Source organism: Vibrio sp. SALL6, from assembly GCF_002002385.1.
Taxonomy (GTDB): domain Bacteria; phylum Pseudomonadota; class Gammaproteobacteria; order Enterobacterales; family Vibrionaceae; genus Vibrio; species Vibrio parahaemolyticus.
Genome location: NZ_MQVK01000006.1, coordinates 322277 through 346667, shown reverse-complemented (window position 1 = coordinate 346667; position 24391 = coordinate 322277). Strand labels below are relative to the sequence as shown.

Sequence of the window (24391 nt, the reverse complement as noted above, 5' to 3'; positions counted from 1 at the left end):
GTCCGCCTCTTGGTTTGCTCTTCTACTTTTCACGCTTTTCTTTTCTGAAAGCTTCATTTGATAATGAAATATTGCCACTTAACTTTCGTTTTGTGAAATTATTATAGCTTCAATTGAAATTGCAATTGATCAAAATCAAGATCTCAGCGGATTGTCAGATCTATAGTGATCCCATCATCAAAACGAAGATTTTGTATAAGGTAGAACCCATGATCGAACTCTATTTAGATACTGCTGACGTGGCAGAAGTAAAACGCTTTAACCAATGCCTACCTCTGAAAGGGGTAACCACAAATCCAAGTATTTTGGCGAAGTCAAAACAAGGCTTGAACCAAACCTTAGCTGGCATGCAAGAAGCGCTAGGGGGCACACCCCGTTTCCATGCTCAAGTGGTGAGCACAACTGTAGAAGGCATGGTGGAAGAAGCGCGCCAAATCCATGAGTTACCTTATGATATGGTCGTCAAAGTGCCAGCAACCGAAACAGGCTTATCGGCAATTAAGTTAATGAAAAAAGAGGGAATTCAAGTACTCGCCACTGCTATTTACTCTGCTCAGCAAGGTTTCCTTGCGGCATTGTGCGGCGCTGACTATCTTGCGCCTTATGTGAACCGTATTGATGCGATGAACGGAAACGGTGTAGAAGTGGTCGCAGACCTGCAATTGCTACTGGATCAAAACCAACTGCCTGCAAAAATTTTGGCAGCGAGTTTTAAGAATACCCAACAAGCGATGGAAGTGATGAAGTTAGGTATTGAAGCGATCACCTTGCCTGTCGATGTGGCCGCGCAGATGTTTTCTCATCCAGCAGTTCAGCCGGCTGTCGATCAATTTGATAAAGACTGGAAGTCCGCGTTTGGCAACAAACTTTCATTTGAAAGTTAAGCGTAAAATTATCGAAAGTCCCATTCCTCCTCGATCGAGGGGCTTTTGATGTGGGAATCTCTGAGAAAAAGTAACATTCGCGCAGGCAACTGTTTATAGATACGGCTTACGAAGAGATTCCCACCTCACTAATCTCGCCTCTACCTTCACGCAAACTACTCTATTCGTAACATCACTACTGACGAAAAACGCTCGTTCCACAAGCAAAAAATTTTTGCTTCAAACCGACAAACTCACAAGCGCAACGCATCAATAAGTCGGTAATTATTAATTTTATCTATTGGAAATGAACACTGTTCATTTATAATCAGCGAACCTAACGCAGTAACAAGGAATCCACTTCATGAAACGCATTGCGCTTCTCTTTGCCATGTTTGCATTACTTTCTGGTTGTAGCAGCATGTCGCCAGAACAATGCCAAACCGCAGATTGGTATCGCGTCGGCTACCAAGATGGCCGCTCAGGCAACAACCCAAACATTTTGTACGAATACATTAAAGACTGTCGCGAAGCAGGCGTAACGCCAAATCACGTTGAGTGGCAAGACGGTTTTGATAAAGGCACTATTCTTTACTGTTCGCCAGACAATGGTTACACGGTGGGTGTAGAAGGAAAAACCTACTATGGCGTTTGCTCTAACGATCTTTTCCTTAAAAACTATCAGTTAGGCCATCAAGAATATCAGCGTCAACAACGCATTAACGCGTTAGATGCGGAGATATCACGCCTTGATCATCAATTGGATGCAAACTTAGATAAAGACAACGCGAAGCGCATTAGAGAGAGAAGAAAACAACTGGCGCGTGAGCGTGCATCACTCATCTCGCCAGGAGCTAATTACTACTTTAACTTTTAGTTGCGACGGGCTACAACGCTAGGGTCATAAAGCGGCTATTTGGATCAGGTTGATAGTCGCCAAACGGCTCGCAGTACGCGAAGCCATGTTTTTCATATAGGCGATGCGCGGGTTCAAAAAATGCCATCGACCCAGTTTCCAAACTTAAACGTTGTATCCCCTGATGTTTCGCTTGCTCAATCACGTGATTGAGTAAGCGGGATGCCACGCCCTGTTTTCTCGCCGACGGCGTCGTACGCATCGATTTCAACTCTGCGTGACCATCTTCTAGTTGGCTCATTGCCACACATCCCAATAGCTGCTCACCATCCCAGCCTGTCCAAAACGTGATTGAAGGCAGCTTCAACTTGCTTACATCTAACGCATGCACGCTCTCTAGTGGCGATGTAGCGTACATGTCCTGTAAATGCTCTTCCAACAACGCAAGCACCTGCGGCCGTTCTAAATTGTCAGTTTCAATTCTCATATATCCATCCTTGGTGTTTTTACTATCCAAGTCACCTTAACTATATGTTTTAAAGTTAAATGTCCATCCAAACCTCAAAGATACCTAGGTTTGCACGAAACTAAGATGATTGAATAATAAAAAAGCCCCAACACAAACATCAGAAAAATCATGTGTTGGAGCTTCATTTGCATTTCTATGTAAGTCTATTCGTAAAGTGCTGGCGTACTTTGTAATTGCTCACTAAATTTGAAAATATCATCAATCGAGTCGATTGGATGACGGGTTTCTGTTTTAGCTTCATCAAAGAGGCCAATGTACTTTTGTTTGGTATTGAACCAAAGGCGACATAATGGCTTCCTATTGTTGTCATCAAGCAGGATACCAAAATAACTTTGCGTATCACGGGCACACACTCGCTGTACATCAACTTGTTGTCGTAATATCGCTTTAACGACATTAAAACCCTCGATCTCTTCATCTGTCGTTTGAACTTTGGGTTTATCTTGAACGGGTTCAACAGATTCTTCAAAGGTGTTAACGCTATCGTCAACCTTGATCGGTGCTTTATCATCTCCACCAATTGCAGATTTCAATCGAGCATTAATGCTGTCGTTCAAGAATTGTTTTAGAGCCTTCGTTGTAATATCCATGAACTGTGCTTTGACTTTTGCGGTTTGGACGCCATCGTACACTTTTGAAGTAAAGAATTTTACAAACTCCTCTTCAGGGTTCTGAAACTGTTCATGAAGTGCTTTTTTAATTTGATTGAGGTACTTGAGCTCACCGGCAGCATCAACTACAGACTCAACATCAAAAGAAGACTTGGTAAGCTTTTTCACTTCGGGAATTACGTGCTCATCAAGATTGGCAAGATCCAAAGTCAAAAACGGCTTTTCATCCATTTTATTTGGAGCGTCTAAGTCCGTAAAAAACTGATATTCAGATCCATTAGTTAAAATCGCAATACGTGCATTGGTTACTGAAAAATACCGAAACAATTGATTAGCATGTTTAGTGGCCAATGGCTCACCAAATTTTTTACACTCGATAAGAATTTGTACAACCCCATCTTTAATCAGCGCGTAATCTACTTTTTCTCCCTTCTTCGTAGCAATGTCAGCAGTAAACTCAGGGATAACCTCATTTGGATTAAAGACATCATAACCTAATACAGAGTGCAAAAATGGCATTACTAATGCGTTTTTTGTTGCTTCTTCTGTAGCTAAACTCGCTGATACTTGGGGAATTTTTTTGGAAAGAGCTTGAACTCGTTCTATAAAATCCATAAGACACTCCATCATATTGTTCATTTAAACACTTAAAGTATATATGACACTGGTATCTTAAAATGTTGTGTAGTTAAAAGTTTGAATGCCATATGCAAACACTCACCCAACAGCGAACTTAAAGCGGTTGTCTCATAATGTGCTGCGGTCCAACGGGGCCGCCGTGGTAAAGCTCATTGGTATCTTCAAACCCTGATTTTAAATAGCACTGATAAGCAGGTATGTTGCGGCAATTCACGGTGAGATAAAGCGCCTCAAACTCGGGATAATGGCGTTTGGCGAAATCGGCAAACTGTTGAATGGCTTGCTTGGCGATGCCTTTGCCTTGATGACGGTGATCCACCAGCAAAGCACGTACGCCTAAACTGTTTTTAGGGCAAAAATCGTATTTCTCGCTGTAAGCTGCATCAAATAGAAAAAAGCCAACCACGTCATCGTCCGCCAGGATCAGATGCGGAAGCTCTGTAGGTTCAAGACGTGTAAGCATTTCACCCACATCCGAGACCGTAAACTGCGATTGCTCTTCTAGCACGCTAAGTTCGCAAGTTTGTTCATGTCGCTCAGGCGAATACTTTTCAATAGTAATCATAATCTTCCTTGTTGTTTTTATGCTCAATTCATACAGGGTATGTCGTAAATAGAAATACCTAGTGTCGTATTTCCCACTCGCAGGCAAACGTTTAGCCCTCTATTATCCTCGCCATTCGATAGAGAGGTTTCCATGTCCCGTTTTTTACTTTGTAGTTTTGCATTCGTTTTACTCTACCCTACTGCCATTGATTTGTATCTTGTTGGTTTGCCTCAAATTGCGTCAGATCTCAACGCCAGTGAATCTCAGTTGCATATTGCGTTTTCGATCTATTTAGCTGGCATGGCTACCACCATGTTATTCGCGGGGAAAATTGCAGACTCTGTGGGACGAAAGCCTGTTGCCGTCGTCGGCGCGATGATCTTCGTGCTCGCATCTTTTCTCGGCGGGATGGCTGAGCAACCAAACGCTTTCTTGATTGCTCGCTTTTGCCAAGGCATCGGGGCTGGATCTTGCTATGTCGTCGCGTTCGCGATTTTACGCGACACGTTAGACGATGAACGCCGAGCGAAAGTATTGTCGATGCTCAATGGCATCACCTGTATCATTCCAGTGATCGCACCCGTGATTGGTCACTTGATTATGCTGAAATTTCCTTGGCCGAGTTTGTTTACCACGATGGCAGGAATGGGCATTCTCGTCAGTGTATTGGCCATTTTTGTGCTCAAGGAATCACTACCCAGCCAACAAGGTGAAGAACAGACAGCGCCAGAGATCCATCAAGAGACTTTCTTCGAGCGATTTTTTATCAGTAGACTGATCATTACTGCACTTGGAGTGACCACCATTCTGACCTTTGTTAACGCTTCACCAATTGTCGTGATGAGCATGCTTGGTTTTGATCGCGGTGGCTATTCTTCCATCATGGCTGGGACTGCGACGATCAGTATGTTGATTTCGTTCTCGGCGCCATTGGCATTGGGGATTTTTAAGCAGCGAACCTTAATGATGACCTCTCAAGTATTGCTCGCTTGTGCAGCCATCGTGCTCAGTGCTGCCCATTTCCATGATGGACAATCTCATTACTATGTATTCGGACTTGGGCTGATTTGCGCTGGCTTCGCTTGTGGCTTTGGCGTGGCCATGAGCCAAGCGCTCAGCCCATTCTCTCAACAAGCTGGCATGGCAAGCTCGTTACTGGGCATTGCTCAAGTTTGTAGTTCAGCGTTCTATATTTGGTTTATGGGTTTCATCGGCGTGAGTGCACTGAATATGTTGGTGTTTATCTTAGTGTTAGGTAGCGTAATCAGCCTTGCTCTAATACTATTGATTCCAAAGCCTGTTCACGATGCCCATTATGAAGAAATCCCTAGCGCGACTTGATTTAAACTTACTGTTCACTCTGCAATTATTGTTGCAAGAGCAAAGCGTCTCGAAAGCCTCGAAAAAGCTGAACGTTACGCCCTCTACCGTAAGTAAGTCGCTCAACAAACTTCGTCATTGGTTCGATGATCCTTTGTTTGTCAAAACACCTAAAGGTCTTGCGCCAACGCCTTTGGCGCAAAGCATGGAGCAAGATCTTGCAGAATGGCTGCAAATTGGCAGCCAGATTGCAGAAAAACGCAGCGATATTACGCCTAAAGGAGTGCGTTTTGATATCACGATTGAGTCGCCATTAGTGCTCACGGTGCTGGACAGACTCATCGTCGCTATCCACCAGCGATACCCTGAAGCGAAAGTAAAAACCAGTAACTGGGATTACGATTCACTCGACGCCATCATTCGAGGCGAGGCGGATATCGGTTTTACCGGCCGAGAAAGTCACCCGAGATCGAAAGAGTCGTTGGATCTTCTGCCGTATTTTTTGGATTTTGAGATTCTTTTTTATGACCTGCCGATGGTGTATTTACATAAAGATCATCCGGCATTACAGCAAGAGTGGAATCTCGAGACCTTTCTGAGCTACCAACACATCAATATTGTTTGGGAAAAAAGTGAAACTTGGGCGTTGGATGAAGTGTTAACGGAACTAGGGCTACAGCGCTCTATCGGGCTGACGATGTCCAACTTTGAGCAATCCCTTTTTATGGCTGCGCAGCCGACGCATGGCATGATCACCACCGCGCCGCACTATTGCAAAAGCTACACAGAAAAGCTGCATCTCGATTTGGTGTGCTTGCCAATTCCGTTAGACCAAGCTCAACAAGACAAGTTACTGATTCCATTTACCATGATTTGGCATAAACGCAATGCGTACAATCCCAAATTGCTATGGTTGAAAAACACCATCAAGTCATTGTATGAACAACCTTCCCTACCACAGTAACACTTAGGCTAAGGTCAGGTTTTCTCTGGTGATTTTTGATGATTTTCTCACTCTGACAGCTATAACTAATCACTTTATCAACTAATGAAAAAGGTCGTTTGACGCTACACTCAATCCATATTTCTGCGTTAAGGGCCAAGGATGTCGACCTTTTTACTCACTGCTATTACGATGCTGGCGTTCGCCGCCAATTCATTATTGTGCCGACTTGCATTGGCCGAAGGGTTGATTGATGCAGGAAGCTTCACTCTCGTTCGATTGATATCTGGCGCGATTACCTTAATCGCATTGCTTGTCGTGAGAGGTCAGTGGAAAACCGATCGGCCAACTTCTCGCTTTCGCTTTTTTGCTGGCGTGGCGTTATTTGGTTACGCTGCCCTTTTCTCTTTCGCGTACTTACAACTGGCGACAGGAACCGGTGCTTTGCTTTTGTTTGGTGCCGTGCAACTTACGTTACTGGCCATCTATTGGTGGCAAGGTGAGCGCTTTCAGTTTCTCGAAATCATCGGTATCGGCCTTTCGATTGTTGGCTTTGTTTGGTTAATGTTGCCATCTGCCACTCGCCCCGATATCAGTTCTGCACTTCTCATGTTGATTTCTGGCGTTTGTTGGGCTGCGTTTACTGCGCTCGGCAAACAAGCGCCTTCTCCAAGTAGTGGCATCACATGGGGGTTTATCGCTGCATCTATGATTGGCATACTCCTATCACCGTTGATGCTGTCCTCAATTTATCTCTCTTTGAGCGGAATCTTGCTCGCTATCACGTCTGGCGCCATTGCATCTGGCCTTGGGTATACGCTTTGGTATCAAGTCATGCGTAAGCTCTCTTTACTTCAAGCCGCCGTCAGCCAACTTTCCGTGCCAGCCATTGCTTTGCTACTAGGTACCGTCGTACTCCACGAACCTCTTTCGCTGCATACACTTTTAACCAGTGGCATCATTCTTGGTGGTATCGCTTTGGTTTTTTTATCTCGATCCAAAAAAACAAGCGAACAATCGGCAAGCCGATAAAAAATAATAACTTTCCCTCTCAAATACCCATTCATCATCTATGCTTTTTAAAGCAGCAAAGCTCATTGCAGATGGTACGAGTGGCCTGCTTTAGTATCAGGCGAAGGATATAAGGTGAGAATTGGCTCACGCAACACGACGATTTTGTTTCAAAAGTGAGAATCGTCACAGATCGCGATTTTGCTCGTTTTAGGCGTTTCGTCAATAACGCCAAGGGCTAGCGCGAGATCGAGCCAAATACGCACTTTGTGTTTTGACAAAGGGTTTACAAAGCACACTTTTTCACCCGCTATATTCCGCCCCCCGAATTTATTCAGAACAAGATTCTGATTATTCACATAAGAAATTCATCAACTTATAACGATAAGCCTGAGCAAACTTTGACACTATGAACGACAAAATAAAATTCGCTATTAAAGTATCGCTTAGCCTGACTCTGGCTTATCTGATCCCGTTTGCCATGGGTTGGCCGCAAGCATCGACGGCCGCAACCACAGTGATGCTGATTGCATCCACAGGCAGTCGTCGTGAATCCCTCGCCAAAGGTACCTTACGCGTGTTCGGTACGTTGGTTGGCGCCGTCGTTGGCTTGTTACTGGTGGGATTGTTTGCTCAAGACCGCTTGCTGTACATGCTGAGCGTGTCGGTTGTGGTCTCTTTCATTTTTTACTTCCGTAATGCCTATCAAAAAGATCCAACGCTACTCATGCTGACCGGTGTGATGACGCTGATGATGTCCAATGGCGGTGACGCAGAGGGTGCGTTTCTTTATGGCGTTGACCGCGCTTATATGACGGTGTTTGGAGTGGTGGTTTACACACTCGTGGGGACTTTCTTATTCCCGACCAAAACAGAACAAAATCTAAGACAGCTCATCGAACAACTCAACCAAGCACAACGCGCGCTGTTCACCGCTATCTTGCAAAATTTCGAGCAAAAATCGGCAGGGCAAGTCTCTACTCAAGAAGAGGGAGAAGAAAATCCAGAAGCAGGAGAGCCACAACCCAGCGTGGATTCTCTTATCGAACAGATGTTCGCCGCCCAAAACGCGCTCGAACAGCGTTTTGCCACAGTCAGTGTGGAATGCAGCGACGTGTCGGCCTACATGAAAGAGTGGCGCTTGGCGGTTCATTTGAACAAGCAGGTAACGCAACAATTGACCGTTGCGGCGCACAGCCACTTTAGCCACCAGCAAGACCGTGAAAGCATCAGCAACTTTGATCAAGCCGTTGCGGAAATTGACACGCTATTTGATACCTGCCAACAAGTCTGGGACGAAAAAGATCCCGCTTTTCGTGCTCAAGAGTTCAAAGTCGAATACAACCAAGCGTTGCTTGAAGACGCAGCGCACCTAGAGAAAGGCTCTGCGCTTATGCTGGGGCACCTCTTGGGGCTCATGCATCAAAACTTGTCGCGTTTAGCGGAGAGCATTAGCTGCATTGACTCTGTGACGAACAATGTCTCCTTTGACGTACCGCTGCCGAAACCGAAAGGCAAGTTTTTATGGTGGGACGCAGAAAACTTTAAAACCGCGGTCAAAACCTTTGTCACTTATTGGGTTACAGGACTGATTTGGATTTATTTCAATCCACCAGGCGGCTACTCGTTCGTGGTCTTCTCGACCATGTTTATGTCTTTGCTGTCGTTCGTGCCTGTGCACCCGATTTTGTTGCTTGTGCTGTTCACTTTCGGTTTTTTGTTCGCGGTACCTTCTTACGTCTTCATTCTTCCCCAATTGGATCTCGGGTTAGAGCTTGGCCTATTCATCTTTATCTACACTTTTATCGGCTTTTATCTGTTTAACGGGCCAGTGACGATTTTCTACATGGTGGGCTTGTTTGTTCTTGGTTTAGACAACAACATGTTCTATCACTTCGGGATCCTCATGACGATCATGCTGCTGTTCTACATGGTGGTATTCATGATCATTTTCGCGCACTACTTCCCGTTTAGCTCACGACCAGAACACCTCTTTTTGACCATAAAAGAGCGCTATTTTAGGCACACTCGGGATCTGTTTGACTCCTATCAGAAGCAGTCCAGCTCGATTATCACTCCGCTCAAACGGGCCTTGCACTTGGTGACGCTCAACGTTTCATCGAAAAAGCTCAAGGTGTGGGGTTCGAAAATCAACCACAAACACTTTGACAAAACCACGCCAGAAGCGATTGGCGCGTTTAGCAAAGCGTGTGATGTACTCAGTAATCACATCAACATCTTAATGGCCGCCGAGAAAAAGTTGATGACCAATCCGCTGATTACTCAGCTTCGCCAACAACACCGCGATTCCATCATTCCTTTGATGGCGGGCGCTTTAGCCAGCCACCAAGCAACACAAGAACTCGACTCCGTATTCGACCAATACAGTCAGGATTACCAAACATTCGAAGATAAACTGGAAGATTTTTTTAGTGAGTTGGATTTATCTGACTACGCTTATTCTGAGATAGCCGGTTTTTATATCTTGCTGAATTTAAAACGGAACGTGTTCGAAGCAATCAAGCATTGCAAGCAAACCTACGAGGATATCGATTGGGTGAACTTACAACAGAAGCGGTTTTAAAGGTGGGGATATGATGCTTCCAAAACTAACCAAACCAAGCCTCGCCATACTTTCCCTGCTCGGGCTCAGTGCGTGTACCACTGTGGGGCCAGACTACGTCCACCCACCGCAAACGCCATTGCCAAGCGATTGGTCGGTGCAAAAAGCCGCCAAAGATACGCAGCAATCCGAGCAACAATTACAACAGTGGTGGCAGCAGTTTAACGACCCGACGCTCAATCGATTAGTCGAGTTGGCGAATGAGCAAAACCTAGACATAGAAGCCGCGGGGCTGCGCATTGTCCAAGCTCGTTCATTACTTGGCATTTCGACCGGCTTGCAATACCCGCAAGTTCAAACCGTGTCAGGAAATCTAGCGCGTGCCTACGTGAATGATCAGGGTGTAAACAACGCCGCTCTGTCGTTTGATGCGGCGTGGGAAATGGATATTTGGGGCAAATACGCTCGTGGTATCGAATCTGCAGAAGCTGGTTATTACGCATCCATCGCGTCGTATCACGACATCATGGTCACCATCACCGCCGAGGTGGCGCGCAATTACATCAACTATCGCACATTCCAAGAACGTATTTTGCTGTCTCGCCGCAATATCGAAATTCAAGAACGCGTTGTGCACATCACCCAAGTTCAGTTTGATTCCGGCAACGTAACAGAGCTAGACGTACAGCAAGCGAAAAACCAGCTTTACACCACAAAAGCCGCGCAACCAAGCCTAGAAGTCGCGATGAAGCAATCGCGCACGGCACTGGCTTTGTTACTGGGCGTACTGCCTGAAGAAGTAGAGAAATTGCTGCAATCGGACGGTTTGACGCAGCAAATTGCTGACTATGAAGCGCAGTTCAAATCGACAGGCAGAAAATCGGCGCTATCGGGTACCGACGAGCACTCCATTGTGCCGCGCCCACCGCTGTTGGATACCCAAGTGGACGCGAACTTAGTGATGCGCCGTCCGGATTTGCAAGTCTCTGAGATGCAAGCTCGCGCGCAAAGTGCGCAGATTGGCGTGGCGGAAACGGCTCTGTACCCAAGCTTTTCGTTGTTCGGTTCCATCGGTATCGACAGTACGGTTCCCGATGGCAGCAGTTTCAGTTTTAGCGATTCGCTCACCATGGTGGTTGGCCCAACGTTCAGTTGGAACATTTTCCAATACGGACGCGTGAAAAATAACATTCGTTTCGAAGATGCTCGTTTCCAAGAAACGCTGACCAACTACAACAAAAAAGTGCTGCAAGCCGTGAACGAAGTGACCAATGCCATCGAAGCGTATGACCTGTATTTGCAGCAAAAAGATTTACGTTTGCAATCGGTCAACTCTTCCATTCGTGCGTTCAACATCTCCATGACGCAGTACGAAAACGGCCAAATTTCTTTTGAGCGACTGCTCAACTCAGTCGAAAAAATGACCCGCGCGGAAGACAGTTACGCGCAAATTAAAGGCAATGTCGCGAACCAAGTAATAGCGCTGTACAAAGCGTTGGGCGGCGGCTGGCAGGCACAAACGGGGAAACCATTCCTTGAAGAATCCATCGCCAAGCAGATGCAAGATCGTACCGATTGGGACGGTTATCTGGATGAAGAAAACCGCACGTTGCCACCTTTGCCTATCGAAACACCGACGGAAAACGGCGATAAGAACAAAACGGAGGATCTCTAATGCCTCATGAACTCTCTTGGGGAGACATTTACTTTTCTCCCACGCTACTGGTGCTCTTTCTCGCCGTCACGGCAACGTGGATAACGGTGATGATATTGAACAAGACACGTTTGTCGCGCTTCATCGCTTTTCCGTCTCTGACGTTTATTGCCATCATGGTCGGTTATGTGGTGGCCATCGACAGCTTTTATATTCAATTTTAGGTGCCAAACAAGATGAAAAAACTATTCGTAATCGCACTCAATCTTGTCATTCTTGGTGGCGCAGCTTGGCTCGGCTATCAAAAATTTGAAGAGTATTTTAATAACCCATGGACACGCGATGGCCAAGTACGCGCGAACGTCATCAAGGTCGCACCGCGAGTGTCTGGCCCAATTGTGAATGTTTCGGTGCAAGACAACCAAGAAGTGAAAACGGGCGATTTACTGTTTGAAATCGACCCAACCACTTACGAAGTCGCACTATCTCAAGCCGAAGTGGCGTTGGAAAAATCCATCGTGAGCTCTCGCGGTAAAAAAATCGAATACGATCGCCTTAAAGACATTCGCGCGAAAGACCGCGGCGCTGTTTCTCACAAGGATCTGATTCGTCGTGAAATCGCTTACGAGGAATCGCTACTGCAAATCAAATCTGCAGAAGAGCAATTAAAGTCAGCGCGCCTTAACCTCAGTTTCACCAAAGTTTATGCGACCGTCGATGGTTTTGTGTCTAACCTCGATATTCGAAACGGTACACAAGCGGTCGCAAACCAACCGCTGCTCGCACTGATCGACAAAAACAGTTTCTGGGTATTTGGCTTCTTCCGCGAAAACCAACTCGCGCAAATCGAACCGGGTAGCCAAGCACGTGTCACCTTGATGTCTCACCCAGACACGCCTATCGACGCGACCGTTGACTCTATCGGTTGGGGTATTGCGCCAAAAGACGGCACGGTCGGTTACAACCTTCTTCCAAACGTGAACCCTGTTTTTCAGTGGATTCGCTTAGCACAACGTATTCCGGTACGAATCTCCATCCAAGAGCTTCCTGAAGATGTTGATCTTCGATTCGGGCTTTCTGCGTCCATTATGGTGATGAAAGATTCATCGGCAGAAAATGAACAGTAACTAAGTGAGAAGAACCATGGTCATTGGTAAAAAACTCAAAAACATTAATGAAGAAAACAACTTCTTCTATCTAACCTTAGCGCTGGTGATTTTGTTGCTAGGGAGTGCGATGGCACAAGTGGTGGGTGAAGGGACGATTGAACACATACTGCAGGCGTTCACGGTTCTCACGTTCATTGTCTGTTTTGCCAGCCTTCGCTTTGACAAAACGTGGTCTCGATTCCTCTATACCCTGTTTGGTGTTTGGGTACTGGTGATTGTGATCAAGACCGTTTTTAACATCCGCGAGATGAATGTGGTGATGCTTGCTCTCACCTTCGCGTTCTTTTTCGGCACTTTTAAATCCATCGCAAGACAGATTCTTTTCACTGGCCACGTCAACAGCAACAAAGTGATTGGCTCGGTCGCGCTTTTCTTGCTGCTTGGTCTGATGTGGGCGATTGCCTACCTCATTCTGCTTGAGTTCTCGCCTGAAGCCTTTACCGGTATGGAAGCGATTTCTTGGGGGCAGAACTTCTCCAATGCGGCGTATTTCAGTTTCGTCACCTTAACCACGCTCGGTTATGGCGACATCAGCCCTCTAACGCCACTGGCTCAAGTCGTGGTGTATTTAGAGGCCATTACAGGTGTGTTTTATATGGCGATTGTTGTTTCAAGTCTCGTCAGTTCCAACATTGATCATCAGGTAAACAAAAATGGATAAACAATCGGAAAGAAATGAAAGTAAGCTTTTCATCAGTAACATGGTGGAATCAGCGATACGTATTGGCTTGATCTTCGTATTGCTGATGTTTACGTACGACATCATCAGGCCTTTCATCCTTCCAGTGATTTGGGGTGCCATCATCGCGGTAGCGCTACTACCACTGACCAAAAAACTGCAACGCGCTTACGGCGGTAGACGCGGCTTGGCTGCCACGACAATCGCACTGCTGGGTATCGCCCTGCTGGTAACGCCACTAGTGATGGTGTCGGGCTCTATCGTGGATGGTGCAACACACGCGTTGGACGTACTGCAAAATGGTCAGGTAAAAATCCCTGGACCTAAAGCTTCTGTTGCTGATTGGCCTCTTGTGGGTGACAAACTTTATGAAGTATGGACGCTCTTTGCGACTAACTTAGAGCAAGCAATACAAACCTTTATGCCACAAATCAAGTCAGCATTAACCTCTTTGCTTGGCATGGTTGGCGGCGTGTTAGGTAGCTTGTTGCTGTCTATCTTGTCACTGGCTATCGCTGCTGGCTTTATGACGTATTCAGAGTCGTTGGCATCAGGCCTACAAACTATCGCGATCCGTACCGCTGGCGAAAACGCGAAAAGCTGGACAACACTTATCGCCGCGACCATTAAAAGCGTGCTGCTGGGCGTAGTTGGTGTGGCAGCGATTCAAGCGCTATTGATCGGTGCTGGCTTCTTTGTGTTTGGCGTTCCTGCTGCTGGTTTGCTCACTCTGATTCTGATGATTTTATGTATCGCTCAGCTTCCTGCGCTGCTTGCCGTATTGCCAGTGATTGGCTACATGTACATGACGCAAGACAGCACAACCGCGACCATGTTTACCGTGTGGGCGGTTGTCGGTGCGCTGTCTGAGAACTTACTAAAACCAATGTTTATGGGCCGTGGTGTAGACGTACCAATGCCAGTGATTCTGCTTGGGGCCATCGGCGGTATGCTTTTCTACGGTATCGTTGGCCTGTTCCTAGGTGCGGTTATTCTGGCGATTTGGTATGAGTTGTTCGTTTGGTGGTTGAGCATCGAGAAAGCACAACAGCAAGAAGAAATGGCTGAACTCAAAGAAGAAGAGGAACAAACAGAATCTGGACATGGTGCCGGCATTTAAATTACCAAGGTAATGCCTTCTCTTTGACCGAATAAAACAAACCGTTGCCCTGCAGCGGTTTGTTTCTATTTAACCTTAGCTCACAGTTTCATCGCAACGGATGAGATAAAAATGACGTTCTTGTTAAATTTTCATACTTCTTACACTTGAGAGTTGCAATCAAGCACTTAACGATGCAATCTCGTTGATCGCTATACCCAAAGAATTCCAAGATCCCCCTACATTTGAGCGACCGATCTTGACGAATTGGGACAATTACAAAGCTTAGGATAAAAACAATGAAATTGATCAAGCCTTTAACTTGCGCGCTTGCTCTAGCAATGAGTGGCATGGCATTCGCAGACGTTACGGTTAGCGTTCCTGACGACGTTTCAGTATTGGCAGCAAACGGCGAAAAAGCGAAACTTTCTGGCGGTTTTTTTGCATCTGAAAAAACATTGACGCTACCGGATGGCGTAAACCAAGTCGTTTTCCGCTACGCACCTTACTTCAACCAAGGTAATGACCGTCTAAGCGTAGAAAGCGACGTTATTGTGGCACGCTTCGATACTGCAAATGCAGAGTTGACGATTGAAGTTCCAAAATACCGCAACATGCGTGACGCGGAAGAAAACATCAAAGATCTCGATTGGAAACTGGTTGATGGTTCAGGCAAAGCAGTCGCAGTTGACCAAGACAAGCTGATCAAACCGGGTATGCAAATCGGCCGTGATTACGTGCGTGAAATCGAAGATTACAACCGTGCTGGCGGTACAGCAGCCGTCGCTTTTGCTGGCGCAGCGACCATGCAACCAGTCACGCTTCCTGCAAAGATTCCTGAAGACATGAAACAAGCGCGTGCAACCGCAGTGAAAGCAGATTCTACGGCAGAAGAAATGCTGCACTTCTGGTATCAAAAAGCAGACGCAGAAACAAAAGCGCGCTTTAAAGCGTACATCAATCAGCAATAATCGTTGATTGACTGACCTGATTTTAAAAGCCACTTAATGTGGCTTTTTTTGATCATGCAAAATAGACAGCAGCAAGTCAGGTGCTTGCACAACTTTTGTCTTGGTGAGGAAATCATGCAACAAACGTCGCTCTGGATGAAAAACAAGCAACACAAGGTTCACCAACGGAACGCCAGGAATAAACATTTCGAGTAGATAGCTAATGCCAAGCCGGATGGAAACCGTCACTTTGGTCGCGGCACGACCATTTTTCATCACCACTTTGATACCAACAAAACGCATGCCGATGGTTTGCCCTTCCTTCAACCAATACCAGTTAATCACGAGAAGAATGGGAACAGTAAGGAGGTACACCGCGTGGGTGTCGTAAACAAGCGTGAAGTTTTCTTGCAGGGATAAACGGAAGTCATAGAGCCAAAAATTGATACCCAACGCGATAACAACGACAACGCTAATGACGACGAACAGATCAACGAAACCGCCTATAAGCCGCTGCATTTTGCTCGCAATTGAAGAGTACATATAACCACCTACAACAACAGTGAACGCAGTCTAGGCATTGTTGTATATGTGCTCAATTGATAAGTCTATAAATTCGTATCATGTCTCAAAAGTGATTTTTAATTTACACCGATATAACTTAGTTATCTCGGTTTCAGCGATGAGTGGATACTTACCAATAACGCTCATAGATAACGTGACCGCCTGTTCGAGTTCGATACTTTTCTAACCCTAACTCTTGCAGTACCGGCAAGGTATCTTTAATCATCTCTGGGTTACCACACAGCATCACAAAGCTGCTTTGCGGAGAGAAAGGCACATCCACTTTATTGGCAAGCTCACCAGACGCAATCAATTCTGGGATTCGACCTTGCAGTTTTCCGAGTGACAATTCACGACTCACGATTGGCACGTACTTTAAGCGTCCTTCATATCGGAATTGAAGATGCTCAATCAGGTATTTGTAGACCAAATCTTTTTCGTAGCGAACACCATGCACCAGCACGATACGATCATTGTGAGGAAGCAGGTTAATGTCATCCAGCAAAGATAGAAACGGGCCAATGCCAGTCCCTGTCGAAAGCAACCATAGATCACTCGCTTGCTTAGGAATGGTGTCGTGAATGAGATCGCCATGCGCGGTTTCACCCACATAAATCGGGTCACCCGCTTTTAGCTTTTGCAACCTTGGAGAAAGTTGCCCTTGAGGATCTGCCACAATGAGGAATTCGAGCCACTCGTGTTGCTCGCTTGGTGCATTAACCACAGAGTAAGCACGGCTGATAGGCTTGCCCTCATCATCTAGCAAAGCAAGCTTGGTGAACTGGCCAGCTTTAAAGGTAAGAGGCGCGCCTGAGACCCTTAAACTGAACAGCTCGCCAGTCCAGTCAATGCGTTTTTCCACCTTGGCTAGATTGAAACCTTTCAGCTCAGTCATAAGACACCTCCTGTTTGGTTACTCTTAGTTAAACTTACGCTTTCAACTCGATTATGTAAAGTTTCTAGTTTACATAATAAGATTGCCATTTCATTTCACATTTTAAAAACAATTTTATTACATATTAAATGATTACATCTAGAATAAATGCTCAAAGTGATAAGTCGCGTCGCAATTTGTGGCAATGCAGATGAAAAAGGAGCACTAAAAATGGACACACTGTTAAAGGACTTTCCCGTTATCACAGAGATCAAAGTCGCATGGGGTGAAATGGATGCTCTGCAACACGTCAATAACGTGGTCTATTTCCGCTACTTTGAGACGGCGCGTTTAGATTACTTCAACAAAATTAATCTGCTGGTCGACCTGCAAACCTCGCAAATTGGGCCAGTACTCAGCGAGACGCAATGTCGCTACAAACTGCCTGTCACTTACCCAGACACGTTGCTGGTCGGCTCGCGCGTGATCGACATGCAAGAAGATCGCATCACTATGGAATATCAAGTATTGAGTAAAAAATGGGGCAAGATTACGACGGTCTCAACCGCGACAGGCGTGATGTTCGATTTTAAAAACAACGAGAAAGCGGCCATTCCTGACCATGTGCGCCAATCTATTCTTGAGTTAGAAAGCACGGTTGGCAGTACGCATCATTTGGAATAAATCGGCAGCGGACAGTAAAAAGTCAGCGAAGAAACAAGTACAGTTAGAAAACAAAAAGGTGGCTCATGACCACCTTTTTTGATTCGGATTTTTTAGCTGAAAGCGTAACGCTTAGCAAAACGTCTCGATATACAGCGCTTCGACTTTGTCTCGCGCCCATTGCGTTTTACGCAAAAACTTCAGAGAAGATTTGATCGACGGATCTTTCTTAAAACAGTTCACTCGAACGCGCTCATACAGGCCATTCCAACCAAAGTGTTCAACTAGTCGGGTGACGATTTTTTCTAAACTCAACCCATGCAGAGGGTTATTCGGCTGTTCGTTGCTCATGTTGTTGATCCAGTAACGATGTAAATGGCGGGCTAATCTAACTCAAAGTGACCACTTAACCTAATGTTTTCACCTTCCAAGGCGTTTAGCTTGAATTACTTTGCTCATCTCCCCTATAGTAGCTCAAACTTCACAAACATCCTTTTCACGATGAAAGCCCTCAACGACCTCAATATTTTTGTCGAAACCGCGCGCCAAGGCAGCTTTTCAAAAGCCGCTAACAGCATGGACATGACACCTGCCGCCATTAGCGCATCGATTAAGCGTCTTGAAGGGCAAATCGGTTTCCCGCTGTTTGTGCGTTCCACCCGAAGCCTGCGTTTAACCTCAGAGGGCGAACTGTTTTTAGACAAAACCACGCAAGCATTGGCTACATTGCAAGAGGGGTTGGATCAGATCTCAAGTGCGCGTGGTGAGTTATCTGGTCAACTGCACATTACTGCGCCCTCCGATTTTGGTCGCAATATGTTGCTCGATTGGGTGGATGAGTTCATCGATCTCTACCCAAATGTTTCCATCAAACTAGAGCTGTCCGATAGCTTGACGGATATGTACACCAAGCCTGTCGATATTGCGATTCGCTACGGCGAGCCGGCCGACTCCAATCTGGTCGTGTTGGCATTGTGTGGGGCAAACGAGCGGATCTTATGTGCATCGCCAGAGTACGTAGCCACACATCCAGAACTCACCTCTCCTGCCGATTTAACGCAACACAACTGCTTGTGCTACATGGTCGCGGATTCGGTCTACAACAAATGGACGCTCACGCGTGACGGCGAGAAAGAACAAGTCGTGGTCAGCGGTAACTTGATGAGCAACGATAGTGACTTGCCACATCGGTTAGCGATCAAAGGCAAAGGCATTGCGAATAAATCGTTGATGGACATCAGCCGAGACTTAATCGAGGGAAGATTGGTGCGAGTGTTACCAGAGTGGGATTGCGGTCCAGTACCGCTCTACATGGTGTGCGCCGATCGTCGCTTACTGACGCCAACGATTCGGACTTTCCGCGACTTTATCCAACAAAAATGCTGCCAGCAACGCGCCAACGTGCTGGCAACCTTCTGTCATTAGGCGATAAATCGTAGAGGACGAATCTGGGTATACTCAACCCAATCGTTCTCTTCCAATGTTTCAAGAAACGTCGCCATGTGTGGGCTTTGCAAATGCTTATCCAAGGCCTCTTGCGATGCCCAAATTTCTTGGAACATAAATAGGCCATCAACTTTTTCGTCGAGATACAACTCGTATTGGCAACAGCCTTCTTCTTGACGAGTTGGCTCTAGTAAACCAGCAAGCAAATTCACCACCTGATCCTTGCTGTCTGGATAGGCTTTCACTTCTGCAACTAAGTGGATCATCGTTTTATCACTCTTTTGCGATTTATATATTGATTACAGGGTTCTACGTAACCAGCAAGTAAGCTCGAATTAGATCTCGGTGAATACGGTTTCTGCGTCCCAGCGAGACTTTGGCGTTTTCGCGTTGAAGTCATCTTCCGCGTGGTAGCCCAGCGGCACGATCACAACGCTGGTGTAACCTTTTTCACGCAAGCCAAATTCTTCATCCAGCACTTTGGGATCAAACCCTTCAATTGGCACTGCATCAATTTCTAGCGTCGAAGCACCCAACAACAACGTACCCACGTTGAGGTAAACTTGTTTCTCCATCCAATGATTCGCATCTTTCAGATCAAAGCGGTGCATGTTCACAAAGTAGCTACGACCACCACGCACAGCCGCTTTCGCTTCTTCGGTTGGGAATCGGCCATCTTTTTCTTCTTGCGCCATTAGCGCTTCAATGTAGTCGTTATCAATGCCTGTTTTCGCACAAAACACCAATACGTGAGAAGCGTTGAGAATCTTCGCCGCGTTAAACGCGTAGTTCTCTTGCGCCGCTTTAGCGATGCGCTGTTTGCCTTCTTCTGTGCTTGCCAGAATGAAATGCCAAGGCTGGGAGTTCACACTCGATGGACTAAAACGAATCAGCTCTTTAACTGCGTCGATTTTTTCTTGAGGTAGCTTGCGTGTTGGGTCAAACACTTTCGTTGAGTAACGAGATTTTGCAGCTTGTACGATATCCATGAGGTTCTCCAATTAATGAACTTAAGCTGTGTAACAGCATAACCTCATGAGATAAAGGGAAAAACCGATTTCGATTAAAAACATTTTCAAAATAAATTTGAAAATAAAACGATAAGAAAGGCTTTGAGCGTTCTCACTGAACTTCTTCATCTTTTCGGCAATAATGCATGTTTGCTCGCAACCAAACTCAACTCATGCAGCCTCAAGATAACGTTATTACATCCTTTCTGTGCAAAAAGCTCGGTCACAATCATCTGAGAATTGCCGGCGAATATTGGCACATTGAGAAGTTGGTTGCCTTGCAATGCATGATGTTGAAAGAAGCGCCTAACCTCCAAGAAGGGCTGCTTTGGTGGAGTAAAAGTGTTTCATTATTCGACCGCCGTTTGTACGTCACATTTCAACATGGTGATGCCCAAATCCATCTGCAAGTCGAATGCAGAACGGCCGATATGCCAAATTGGGCGGAGTCGGTGTTTGGCTTGCTCAAAATGCAATTGGAAATGCTTGAGCTAAGCGAATCAATACAGGTACAAGTTCAAGCCAGCAATCCACTCGCGGCCGATATTTTTCTAGGGGAAACGCGAGATTCTAAAACGAGTTCAAGCGTGTTTGACCTGGTGAAACATGTTTATTTGCTGCTTTCTCACCAGCCAATTGAGCAACCAGAATTACTGAGTGTTTTGAACGCCTTGTTCATCAAAAACAGCAATTACGCGCTCAAGTTAGAGCAAGCAGCAAGGCAACTGGGCGTCTCCAAACGCACCTTGCAACGTCGACTGCAAGAGAAGCAAATGAGCTACTCTCAATGCGTTGATTTCGCTAAAAGAAAGCAAGCACTCACTTTGCTTGCCGACACCCAACTCACAACGCAGCAAATCGCCTATCAACTCGGTTATGAAGAACCATCGAACTTTCACCGCACTTTTCGTCGTTGGTATCCGTTTTCACCCATGCAGTATCGCCAACAATGTTTGGATAACCGAACTCAGCTAAATCAGCAACCGATCCGCTTGTACTACGCCAAAGCCAATACCTTCGACGATAATCACATCGACCAACCTGTCGGCAAAATCTGGATGGAAGTGGACAATATTGCGTTTGAAAAAGTGGTCTCGGTAGAATGCCGTGACCGTGATGGCGCATGGCGGCGCTATCCCGCCTTCTTCGAGCGTTTTTTAAGTCATGGCACCGAGCTCTGGGCAACGACCGAACTTCCGGTGGCGCATCCCCTTACCTTTCGCCTGTGTTATGAAGTCGATGGAGAACGTTACATTGAGAACAACCACCAGCGTGATTATGTGGTTTCTAAAGGGCTTTTAATTGGCGCAGCGGAATATATTGTCCCGACTCGGCAACTTATTAACATTGGGGCGCAATATACGCTCTTTATCGAACTGGCATGCCGACTTGAAAACGTTGCGAGGATTGACTGTTACGCCGATGATGACCCCACACCTCACGCAATGCGCTTGACCCAACACTCGCAACATTATGCTTGTTGGGTGCTGCAATTATCGCTCACTCAAACTGCAAAGCAGTGCCGTTTCCGCCTTTATGATGAATCCGGCAACGAGCTCGCGAAAGAGCATTACCCGATACAATATCCTATTGTGCAACCGCTCAATTAAAACTGTCGGTCAGATCAAAACCATCACTTCGTGACATCATTTCACGTCTTTTTTGGCGTGAAATGACACTCTCAATTTCAAACCTTTGCTTTATCGTTTCTGCATTGCTGCATAACGGAGGCAAAAACTGTGTTTGAAACTCTACCTAACCCAATGAATAAAATAAAAATACTTCCTTTAGCGATCGCTCTTGCTCTTTCTGGCTGTGGAAGCGACGAAACCACACCAGTCGATACAGGCAGCCACGTGGCATCTCCTGATTGGCAAGATCAAATCATTTACTTCCTGATGATCGACCGTTTTAACGACGGCGACAGCACTCTTAATGATCAAGGGCAAAACGAATTCGATCCGACTTCGGATAAAAAATTTAGCGGCGGCGACCTCGTTGGTGTGAGTGATAAGTTAAGCTACATCGAAGATCTCGGTGCCACATCGATCTGGATTACTCCGCCAGTTGCTAACCAATGGTGGGATGCAGAGCAAAACTACGGCGGCTACCACGGGTACTGGGCGCGCGATTTCCAAAAAGTGGATGAACACTTTGGTGACATGGAAAGCTACCAAGCGTTAGCACGCGAAGTGCATGCGCGTAACATGTTCTTAATTCAGGACATCGTGACCAACCATGTAGGCAACTTCTTCACCTACGATGATCCTTACAGTTATGATCCAAGCCTACCTTGCCAAGGCTTCCGTTTGATAAAAAATGCACTACCCGCCGGGCAAGAACTGCCGTACCCACTCAACATGAACGAGTGTAAAACAGACGGCACAGGCAGCTACCACTGGACGCCAACCATCACCGACCACAACGATCCGGTACAAGAAAAAACCTGGCAGCTCTCTGATTTGGATGACCTTAATACGTCCGATCCTGAAGTACGCGCTTATCTAAAAGAGAGCTACCGAAAATGGATTCGCGAAGTCGGCGTCGACGGATTCCGTATCGATACGGTGAAGTTTGTTGAACACGACTTCTGGAACGACTTCCTACATGCCGACGATGGTGTGATGACGCAAGCGGTTGATACCGGTCGTGACAACTTCCTCACTTTTGGTGAAGTATTCGAAACATCTACGCCTTACCACACCGAAGGCGAAGAGAAGATGCTGACTTACATCGGTGAAAGTGGTTCGCCGAAACAGCTAACCTCGGTACTGAACTTCCCATTGCAAGCGACCATGACGCGCGTATTTGCATCAGGACAACCGACCGACTATTTACGTTTCCGTCTTGAGAAAATGATGGAGATGTTCCCAAATCCATACATCATGCCGAACTTCATTGATAATCACGACATGCCGCGCTTTCTGTCGCAAGGTAGCGTGAATGACATGAAACAAGCACTGATCACCATGATGAGCGTACCTGGTATTCCTGTGATTTACCAAGGTACAGAGCAAGCAATGTCAGCGGCGCGTGATGCGATGTTCGCCGGAGGGTATCGTGAAGATGGCAACTACGTAGACTCGTTCGACCAAAACAGTGAGATGTACTTGTTTATTCAAGAACTTGCCAAGCTACGCACTGAAAACAAAGTCATGACACGCGGCGAAATGAAAGTGATTGGCAGCGATAAAGCGGGCGCGGGCGTGTTCGCCTTTACTCGAACGTTGGATAACGACGAAGTCTTGGTTGTGATGAATACATCCAACTCGCCGATGTTGATGAACCAACTCGATGTAGAACAAGTTGGCGGCACCGTCTTCCAACAACAAATCATGTCGAACTGGGCAGAAGCTCCAGAACAGTTAATAGCAGATGAAAATGGTCACGTAACCCTTGAGCTACCAGCCAAGTCTGCAGTGATTTACTCAAAAACAAGCAGCAACCAATCTGTAGATACGCCAGACCTCAACATCCAATTGGCGCAAGATTGGGAAGGACAAACCATCACTGGTGATATTGTTATCGCGGGTAGTGCGAACGCCAACGAGAAGTTGAACCTTGTCGTCGATGGTAACTTGGAAACAGCGCAAGCCATTACTGTAGGCGCTGATGGTCAGTTTAGCGTCACGCTGTCGACTCGTCACTTTGCTATTGGCGAACAACAGCACCGCTTCGCGATTTATTCCACCGAGAAAAAAGCAGGCATCGAGGACGTGAATTTTGTCTCGAACCTAAGCTGGTCAAGCTCGCCAGACGACACTATTGATGACGCGGGTGATGCGCAAGATGGCATGGGCGGTCCTAACGGTAACTATTCGCTACCAACGGATCCAACATTCGATAAAAACAATAGCCAACTCGCAATCAACAAAGCTGAGGTATTTACCGTTGGCAGTAACGTACGTTTGACCTTCACCATGGACAAGATCACCGACACTTGGTTACCACCAAACGGCTTCGACCACGTAGGTTTCACCATCTTCATTGATTTACCTGAAGAAGCCGCAACCAACTTGTCTGAGCTACCGAAGATCAACGCTTCTATGCCAAGCGGAACCTGGAGTCGCAATGCGGTTGTTTTTGGCTGGCAAAGCTCTATTTACAACACCAAAGGAGCAAATGCGACGACATGGGGAGAAGCCGTAACGCCAGCACCAACAGTGACAGTAGACAAAGCCAACAACACCATTTCAATGGACTTTGCTAGCGATGCACTAGGCCGCCCAGATTCGCTCGATGGTATCCGCTTCTATGTCACAACTTGGGACTTAGACGGCCTTTCGGCAACTTACCGTCCGCTAGAACAAGACAAAGGCCCTTGGAACTTCTCCGGTGGCGCATCGGATGAAAGTAAGATTTGGGACGATTTACCAATCATCACCTTGTCGGAATAAACCG

24 protein-coding genes are annotated in these 24391 nt (G+C 46.3%); 16 read left to right on the top strand and 8 right to left on the bottom strand.

Annotated elements, in window-relative coordinates:
* Positions 1-209: 209 nt before the first annotated feature.
* On the top strand, positions 210-884 hold the full coding sequence (locus tag BIW15_RS03470; RefSeq protein ID WP_021484062.1) for a fructose-6-phosphate aldolase: 675 nt from the start codon (positions 210-212) through the stop codon (positions 882-884).
* A 343-nt stretch (positions 885-1227) separates the two neighbouring features.
* Positions 1228-1740 (top strand): DUF2799 domain-containing protein, encoded by a 513-nt coding sequence (locus tag BIW15_RS03465; protein ID WP_005484189.1) that lies wholly within the window; start codon positions 1228-1230, stop codon positions 1738-1740.
* Positions 1741-1750: 10 nt separating this feature from the next.
* Here the strand turns inward: BIW15_RS03465 and BIW15_RS03460 are convergent, their stop codons facing one another.
* From BIW15_RS03460 to BIW15_RS03450, 3 genes are all read right to left on the bottom strand, one after another.
* Positions 1751-2206, bottom strand: coding sequence for a GNAT family N-acetyltransferase (locus tag BIW15_RS03460; protein WP_077280582.1), 456 nt, complete (start codon positions 2204-2206; stop codon positions 1751-1753).
* A 185-nt stretch (positions 2207-2391) separates the two neighbouring features.
* Positions 2392-3474, bottom strand: a complete 1083-nt coding sequence (locus BIW15_RS03455) for a type I restriction endonuclease (RefSeq protein ID WP_024701019.1) — start codon at positions 3472-3474, stop codon at positions 2392-2394.
* A gap of 118 nt (positions 3475-3592) precedes the next feature.
* Complete coding sequence (locus tag BIW15_RS03450) at positions 3593-4063, bottom strand: GNAT family N-acetyltransferase (protein WP_077280580.1); 471 nt, start codon at positions 4061-4063, stop codon at positions 3593-3595.
* 132 nt (positions 4064-4195) lie between these two features.
* Between BIW15_RS03450 and BIW15_RS03445 the strand changes: the two genes are divergently transcribed.
* From BIW15_RS03445 to BIW15_RS03395, 10 genes are all read left to right on the top strand, one after another.
* Positions 4196-5386, top strand: a complete 1191-nt coding sequence (locus BIW15_RS03445) for an MFS transporter (RefSeq protein WP_077280579.1) — start codon at positions 4196-4198, stop codon at positions 5384-5386.
* Positions 5361-6329: an HTH-type transcriptional regulator YidZ gene (yidZ, locus tag BIW15_RS03440; protein WP_020841488.1), complete on the top strand. Its 969-nt coding sequence runs from the start codon at positions 5361-5363 to the stop codon at positions 6327-6329. The genes BIW15_RS03445 and yidZ overlap by 26 nt, the downstream gene beginning before the upstream one ends.
* 141 nt (positions 6330-6470) lie before the next feature.
* Positions 6471-7340, top strand: coding sequence for a DMT family transporter (locus BIW15_RS03435; protein ID WP_025587794.1), 870 nt, complete (start codon positions 6471-6473; stop codon positions 7338-7340).
* A gap of 388 nt (positions 7341-7728) precedes the next feature.
* Positions 7729-9903, top strand: a complete 2175-nt coding sequence (locus BIW15_RS03425; RefSeq protein WP_077280578.1) for an FUSC family protein — start codon at positions 7729-7731, stop codon at positions 9901-9903.
* Between the two features lie 10 nt (positions 9904-9913).
* Positions 9914-11557 carry a TolC family protein gene (locus BIW15_RS03420; RefSeq protein ID WP_005462727.1) on the top strand — a complete coding sequence of 548 codons (1644 nt, stop codon included), beginning with the start codon at positions 9914-9916 and terminating at the stop codon, positions 11555-11557.
* Complete coding sequence (locus BIW15_RS03415) at positions 11557-11760, top strand: DUF1656 domain-containing protein (protein WP_005462724.1); 204 nt, start codon at positions 11557-11559, stop codon at positions 11758-11760. Before BIW15_RS03420 ends, BIW15_RS03415 begins: the two co-directional genes overlap by 1 nt.
* Before the next feature lie 12 nt (positions 11761-11772).
* A complete protein-coding gene (locus BIW15_RS03410) occupies positions 11773-12663 on the top strand; it encodes an HlyD family secretion protein (RefSeq protein ID WP_005499907.1) in 891 nt (296 codons plus the stop codon).
* A 16-nt stretch (positions 12664-12679) separates the two neighbouring features.
* On the top strand, positions 12680-13366 hold the full coding sequence (locus BIW15_RS03405) for a potassium channel family protein (RefSeq protein ID WP_005462716.1): 687 nt from the start codon (positions 12680-12682) through the stop codon (positions 13364-13366).
* Complete coding sequence (locus BIW15_RS03400) at positions 13359-14504, top strand: AI-2E family transporter (RefSeq protein WP_005484213.1); 1146 nt, start codon at positions 13359-13361, stop codon at positions 14502-14504. Before BIW15_RS03405 ends, BIW15_RS03400 begins: the two co-directional genes overlap by 8 nt.
* Before the next feature lie 278 nt (positions 14505-14782).
* Positions 14783-15454, top strand: a complete 672-nt coding sequence (locus BIW15_RS03395; RefSeq protein ID WP_021450537.1) for a DUF2057 domain-containing protein — start codon at positions 14783-14785, stop codon at positions 15452-15454.
* 33 nt (positions 15455-15487) lie between these two features.
* Here the strand turns inward: BIW15_RS03395 and BIW15_RS03390 are convergent, their stop codons facing one another.
* Both BIW15_RS03390 and BIW15_RS03385 read right to left on the bottom strand, forming a co-directional pair.
* Positions 15488-15976: an RDD family protein gene (locus BIW15_RS03390; protein ID WP_005462711.1), complete on the bottom strand. Its 489-nt coding sequence runs from the start codon at positions 15974-15976 to the stop codon at positions 15488-15490.
* A 151-nt stretch (positions 15977-16127) separates the two neighbouring features.
* Positions 16128-16892, bottom strand: coding sequence for a ferredoxin--NADP reductase (locus BIW15_RS03385; RefSeq protein ID WP_005480112.1), 765 nt, complete (start codon positions 16890-16892; stop codon positions 16128-16130).
* Between the two features lie 210 nt (positions 16893-17102).
* On the opposite strand from BIW15_RS03385, the gene BIW15_RS03380 reads away from it, so the two are divergent.
* Entirely contained in the window at positions 17103-17555 is a 453-nt protein-coding gene (locus BIW15_RS03380; RefSeq protein ID WP_005480116.1) for a thioesterase family protein, read from the top strand.
* Between the two features lie 111 nt (positions 17556-17666).
* Here BIW15_RS03380 and BIW15_RS03375 read toward each other — a convergent pair whose 3' ends face one another.
* The gene (locus tag BIW15_RS03375) at positions 17667-17885 is read right to left on the bottom strand and encodes a VF530 family DNA-binding protein (protein WP_005396617.1); all 219 of its coding nucleotides are present in this window, start codon (positions 17883-17885) and stop codon (positions 17667-17669) included.
* Positions 17886-18035: 150 nt separating this feature from the next.
* Between BIW15_RS03375 and BIW15_RS03370 the strand changes: the two genes are divergently transcribed.
* Positions 18036-18959 carry a LysR family transcriptional regulator gene (locus tag BIW15_RS03370; protein WP_020838235.1) on the top strand — a complete coding sequence of 308 codons (924 nt, stop codon included), beginning with the start codon at positions 18036-18038 and terminating at the stop codon, positions 18957-18959.
* Here BIW15_RS03370 and BIW15_RS03365 read toward each other — a convergent pair.
* Positions 18956-19246: a putative quinol monooxygenase gene (locus BIW15_RS03365; protein WP_017634435.1), complete on the bottom strand. Its 291-nt coding sequence runs from the start codon at positions 19244-19246 to the stop codon at positions 18956-18958. The genes BIW15_RS03370 and BIW15_RS03365 overlap by 4 nt on opposite strands.
* Before the next feature lie 69 nt (positions 19247-19315).
* Positions 19316-19969 (bottom strand): oxygen-insensitive NAD(P)H-dependent nitroreductase NfsB, encoded by a 654-nt coding sequence (locus BIW15_RS03360; RefSeq protein ID WP_005480118.1) that lies wholly within the window; start codon positions 19967-19969, stop codon positions 19316-19318.
* A gap of 167 nt (positions 19970-20136) precedes the next feature.
* On the opposite strand from BIW15_RS03360, the gene BIW15_RS03355 reads away from it, so the two are divergent.
* Positions 20137-21600, top strand: a complete 1464-nt coding sequence (locus BIW15_RS03355; protein WP_179115216.1) for an AraC family transcriptional regulator — start codon at positions 20137-20139, stop codon at positions 21598-21600.
* Between the two features lie 129 nt (positions 21601-21729).
* Complete coding sequence (locus BIW15_RS03350; RefSeq protein ID WP_179115215.1) at positions 21730-24387, top strand: alpha-amylase family glycosyl hydrolase; 2658 nt, start codon at positions 21730-21732, stop codon at positions 24385-24387.
* Positions 24388-24391 lie beyond the last annotated feature (4 nt).

Excerpts from the sequence above, each read along its gene's own strand:
- BIW15_RS03470 (WP_021484062.1), top strand. The coding sequence starts at position 210 with ATGATCGAACTCTATTTAGATACTGCTGACGTGGCAGAAGTAAAACGC.
- BIW15_RS03465 (WP_005484189.1), top strand. The coding sequence starts at position 1,228 with ATGAAACGCATTGCGCTTCTCTTTGCCATGTTTGCATTACTTTCTGGT.
- BIW15_RS03460 (WP_077280582.1), bottom strand. The coding sequence starts at position 2,206 with ATGAGAATTGAAACTGACAATTTAGAACGGCCGCAGGTGCTTGCGTTG.
- BIW15_RS03455 (WP_024701019.1), bottom strand. The coding sequence starts at position 3,474 with ATGGATTTTATAGAACGAGTTCAAGCTCTTTCCAAAAAAATTCCCCAA.
- BIW15_RS03450 (WP_077280580.1), bottom strand. The coding sequence starts at position 4,063 with ATGATTACTATTGAAAAGTATTCGCCTGAGCGACATGAACAAACTTGC.
- BIW15_RS03445 (WP_077280579.1), top strand. The coding sequence starts at position 4,196 with ATGTCCCGTTTTTTACTTTGTAGTTTTGCATTCGTTTTACTCTACCCT.
- yidZ (WP_020841488.1), top strand. The coding sequence starts at position 5,361 with ATGAAGAAATCCCTAGCGCGACTTGATTTAAACTTACTGTTCACTCTG.
- BIW15_RS03435 (WP_025587794.1), top strand. The coding sequence starts at position 6,471 with ATGTCGACCTTTTTACTCACTGCTATTACGATGCTGGCGTTCGCCGCC.
- BIW15_RS03425 (WP_077280578.1), top strand. The coding sequence starts at position 7,729 with ATGAACGACAAAATAAAATTCGCTATTAAAGTATCGCTTAGCCTGACT.
- BIW15_RS03420 (WP_005462727.1), top strand. The coding sequence starts at position 9,914 with ATGATGCTTCCAAAACTAACCAAACCAAGCCTCGCCATACTTTCCCTG.
- BIW15_RS03415 (WP_005462724.1), top strand. The coding sequence starts at position 11,557 with ATGCCTCATGAACTCTCTTGGGGAGACATTTACTTTTCTCCCACGCTA.
- BIW15_RS03410 (WP_005499907.1), top strand. The coding sequence starts at position 11,773 with ATGAAAAAACTATTCGTAATCGCACTCAATCTTGTCATTCTTGGTGGC.
- BIW15_RS03405 (WP_005462716.1), top strand. The coding sequence starts at position 12,680 with ATGGTCATTGGTAAAAAACTCAAAAACATTAATGAAGAAAACAACTTC.
- BIW15_RS03400 (WP_005484213.1), top strand. The coding sequence starts at position 13,359 with ATGGATAAACAATCGGAAAGAAATGAAAGTAAGCTTTTCATCAGTAAC.
- BIW15_RS03395 (WP_021450537.1), top strand. The coding sequence starts at position 14,783 with ATGAAATTGATCAAGCCTTTAACTTGCGCGCTTGCTCTAGCAATGAGT.
- BIW15_RS03390 (WP_005462711.1), bottom strand. The coding sequence starts at position 15,976 with ATGTACTCTTCAATTGCGAGCAAAATGCAGCGGCTTATAGGCGGTTTC.
- BIW15_RS03385 (WP_005480112.1), bottom strand. The coding sequence starts at position 16,892 with ATGACTGAGCTGAAAGGTTTCAATCTAGCCAAGGTGGAAAAACGCATT.
- BIW15_RS03380 (WP_005480116.1), top strand. The coding sequence starts at position 17,103 with ATGGACACACTGTTAAAGGACTTTCCCGTTATCACAGAGATCAAAGTC.
- BIW15_RS03375 (WP_005396617.1), bottom strand. The coding sequence starts at position 17,885 with ATGAGCAACGAACAGCCGAATAACCCTCTGCATGGGTTGAGTTTAGAA.
- BIW15_RS03370 (WP_020838235.1), top strand. The coding sequence starts at position 18,036 with ATGAAAGCCCTCAACGACCTCAATATTTTTGTCGAAACCGCGCGCCAA.
- BIW15_RS03365 (WP_017634435.1), bottom strand. The coding sequence starts at position 19,246 with ATGATCCACTTAGTTGCAGAAGTGAAAGCCTATCCAGACAGCAAGGAT.
- BIW15_RS03360 (WP_005480118.1), bottom strand. The coding sequence starts at position 19,969 with ATGGATATCGTACAAGCTGCAAAATCTCGTTACTCAACGAAAGTGTTT.
- BIW15_RS03355 (WP_179115216.1), top strand. The coding sequence starts at position 20,137 with ATGTTTGCTCGCAACCAAACTCAACTCATGCAGCCTCAAGATAACGTT.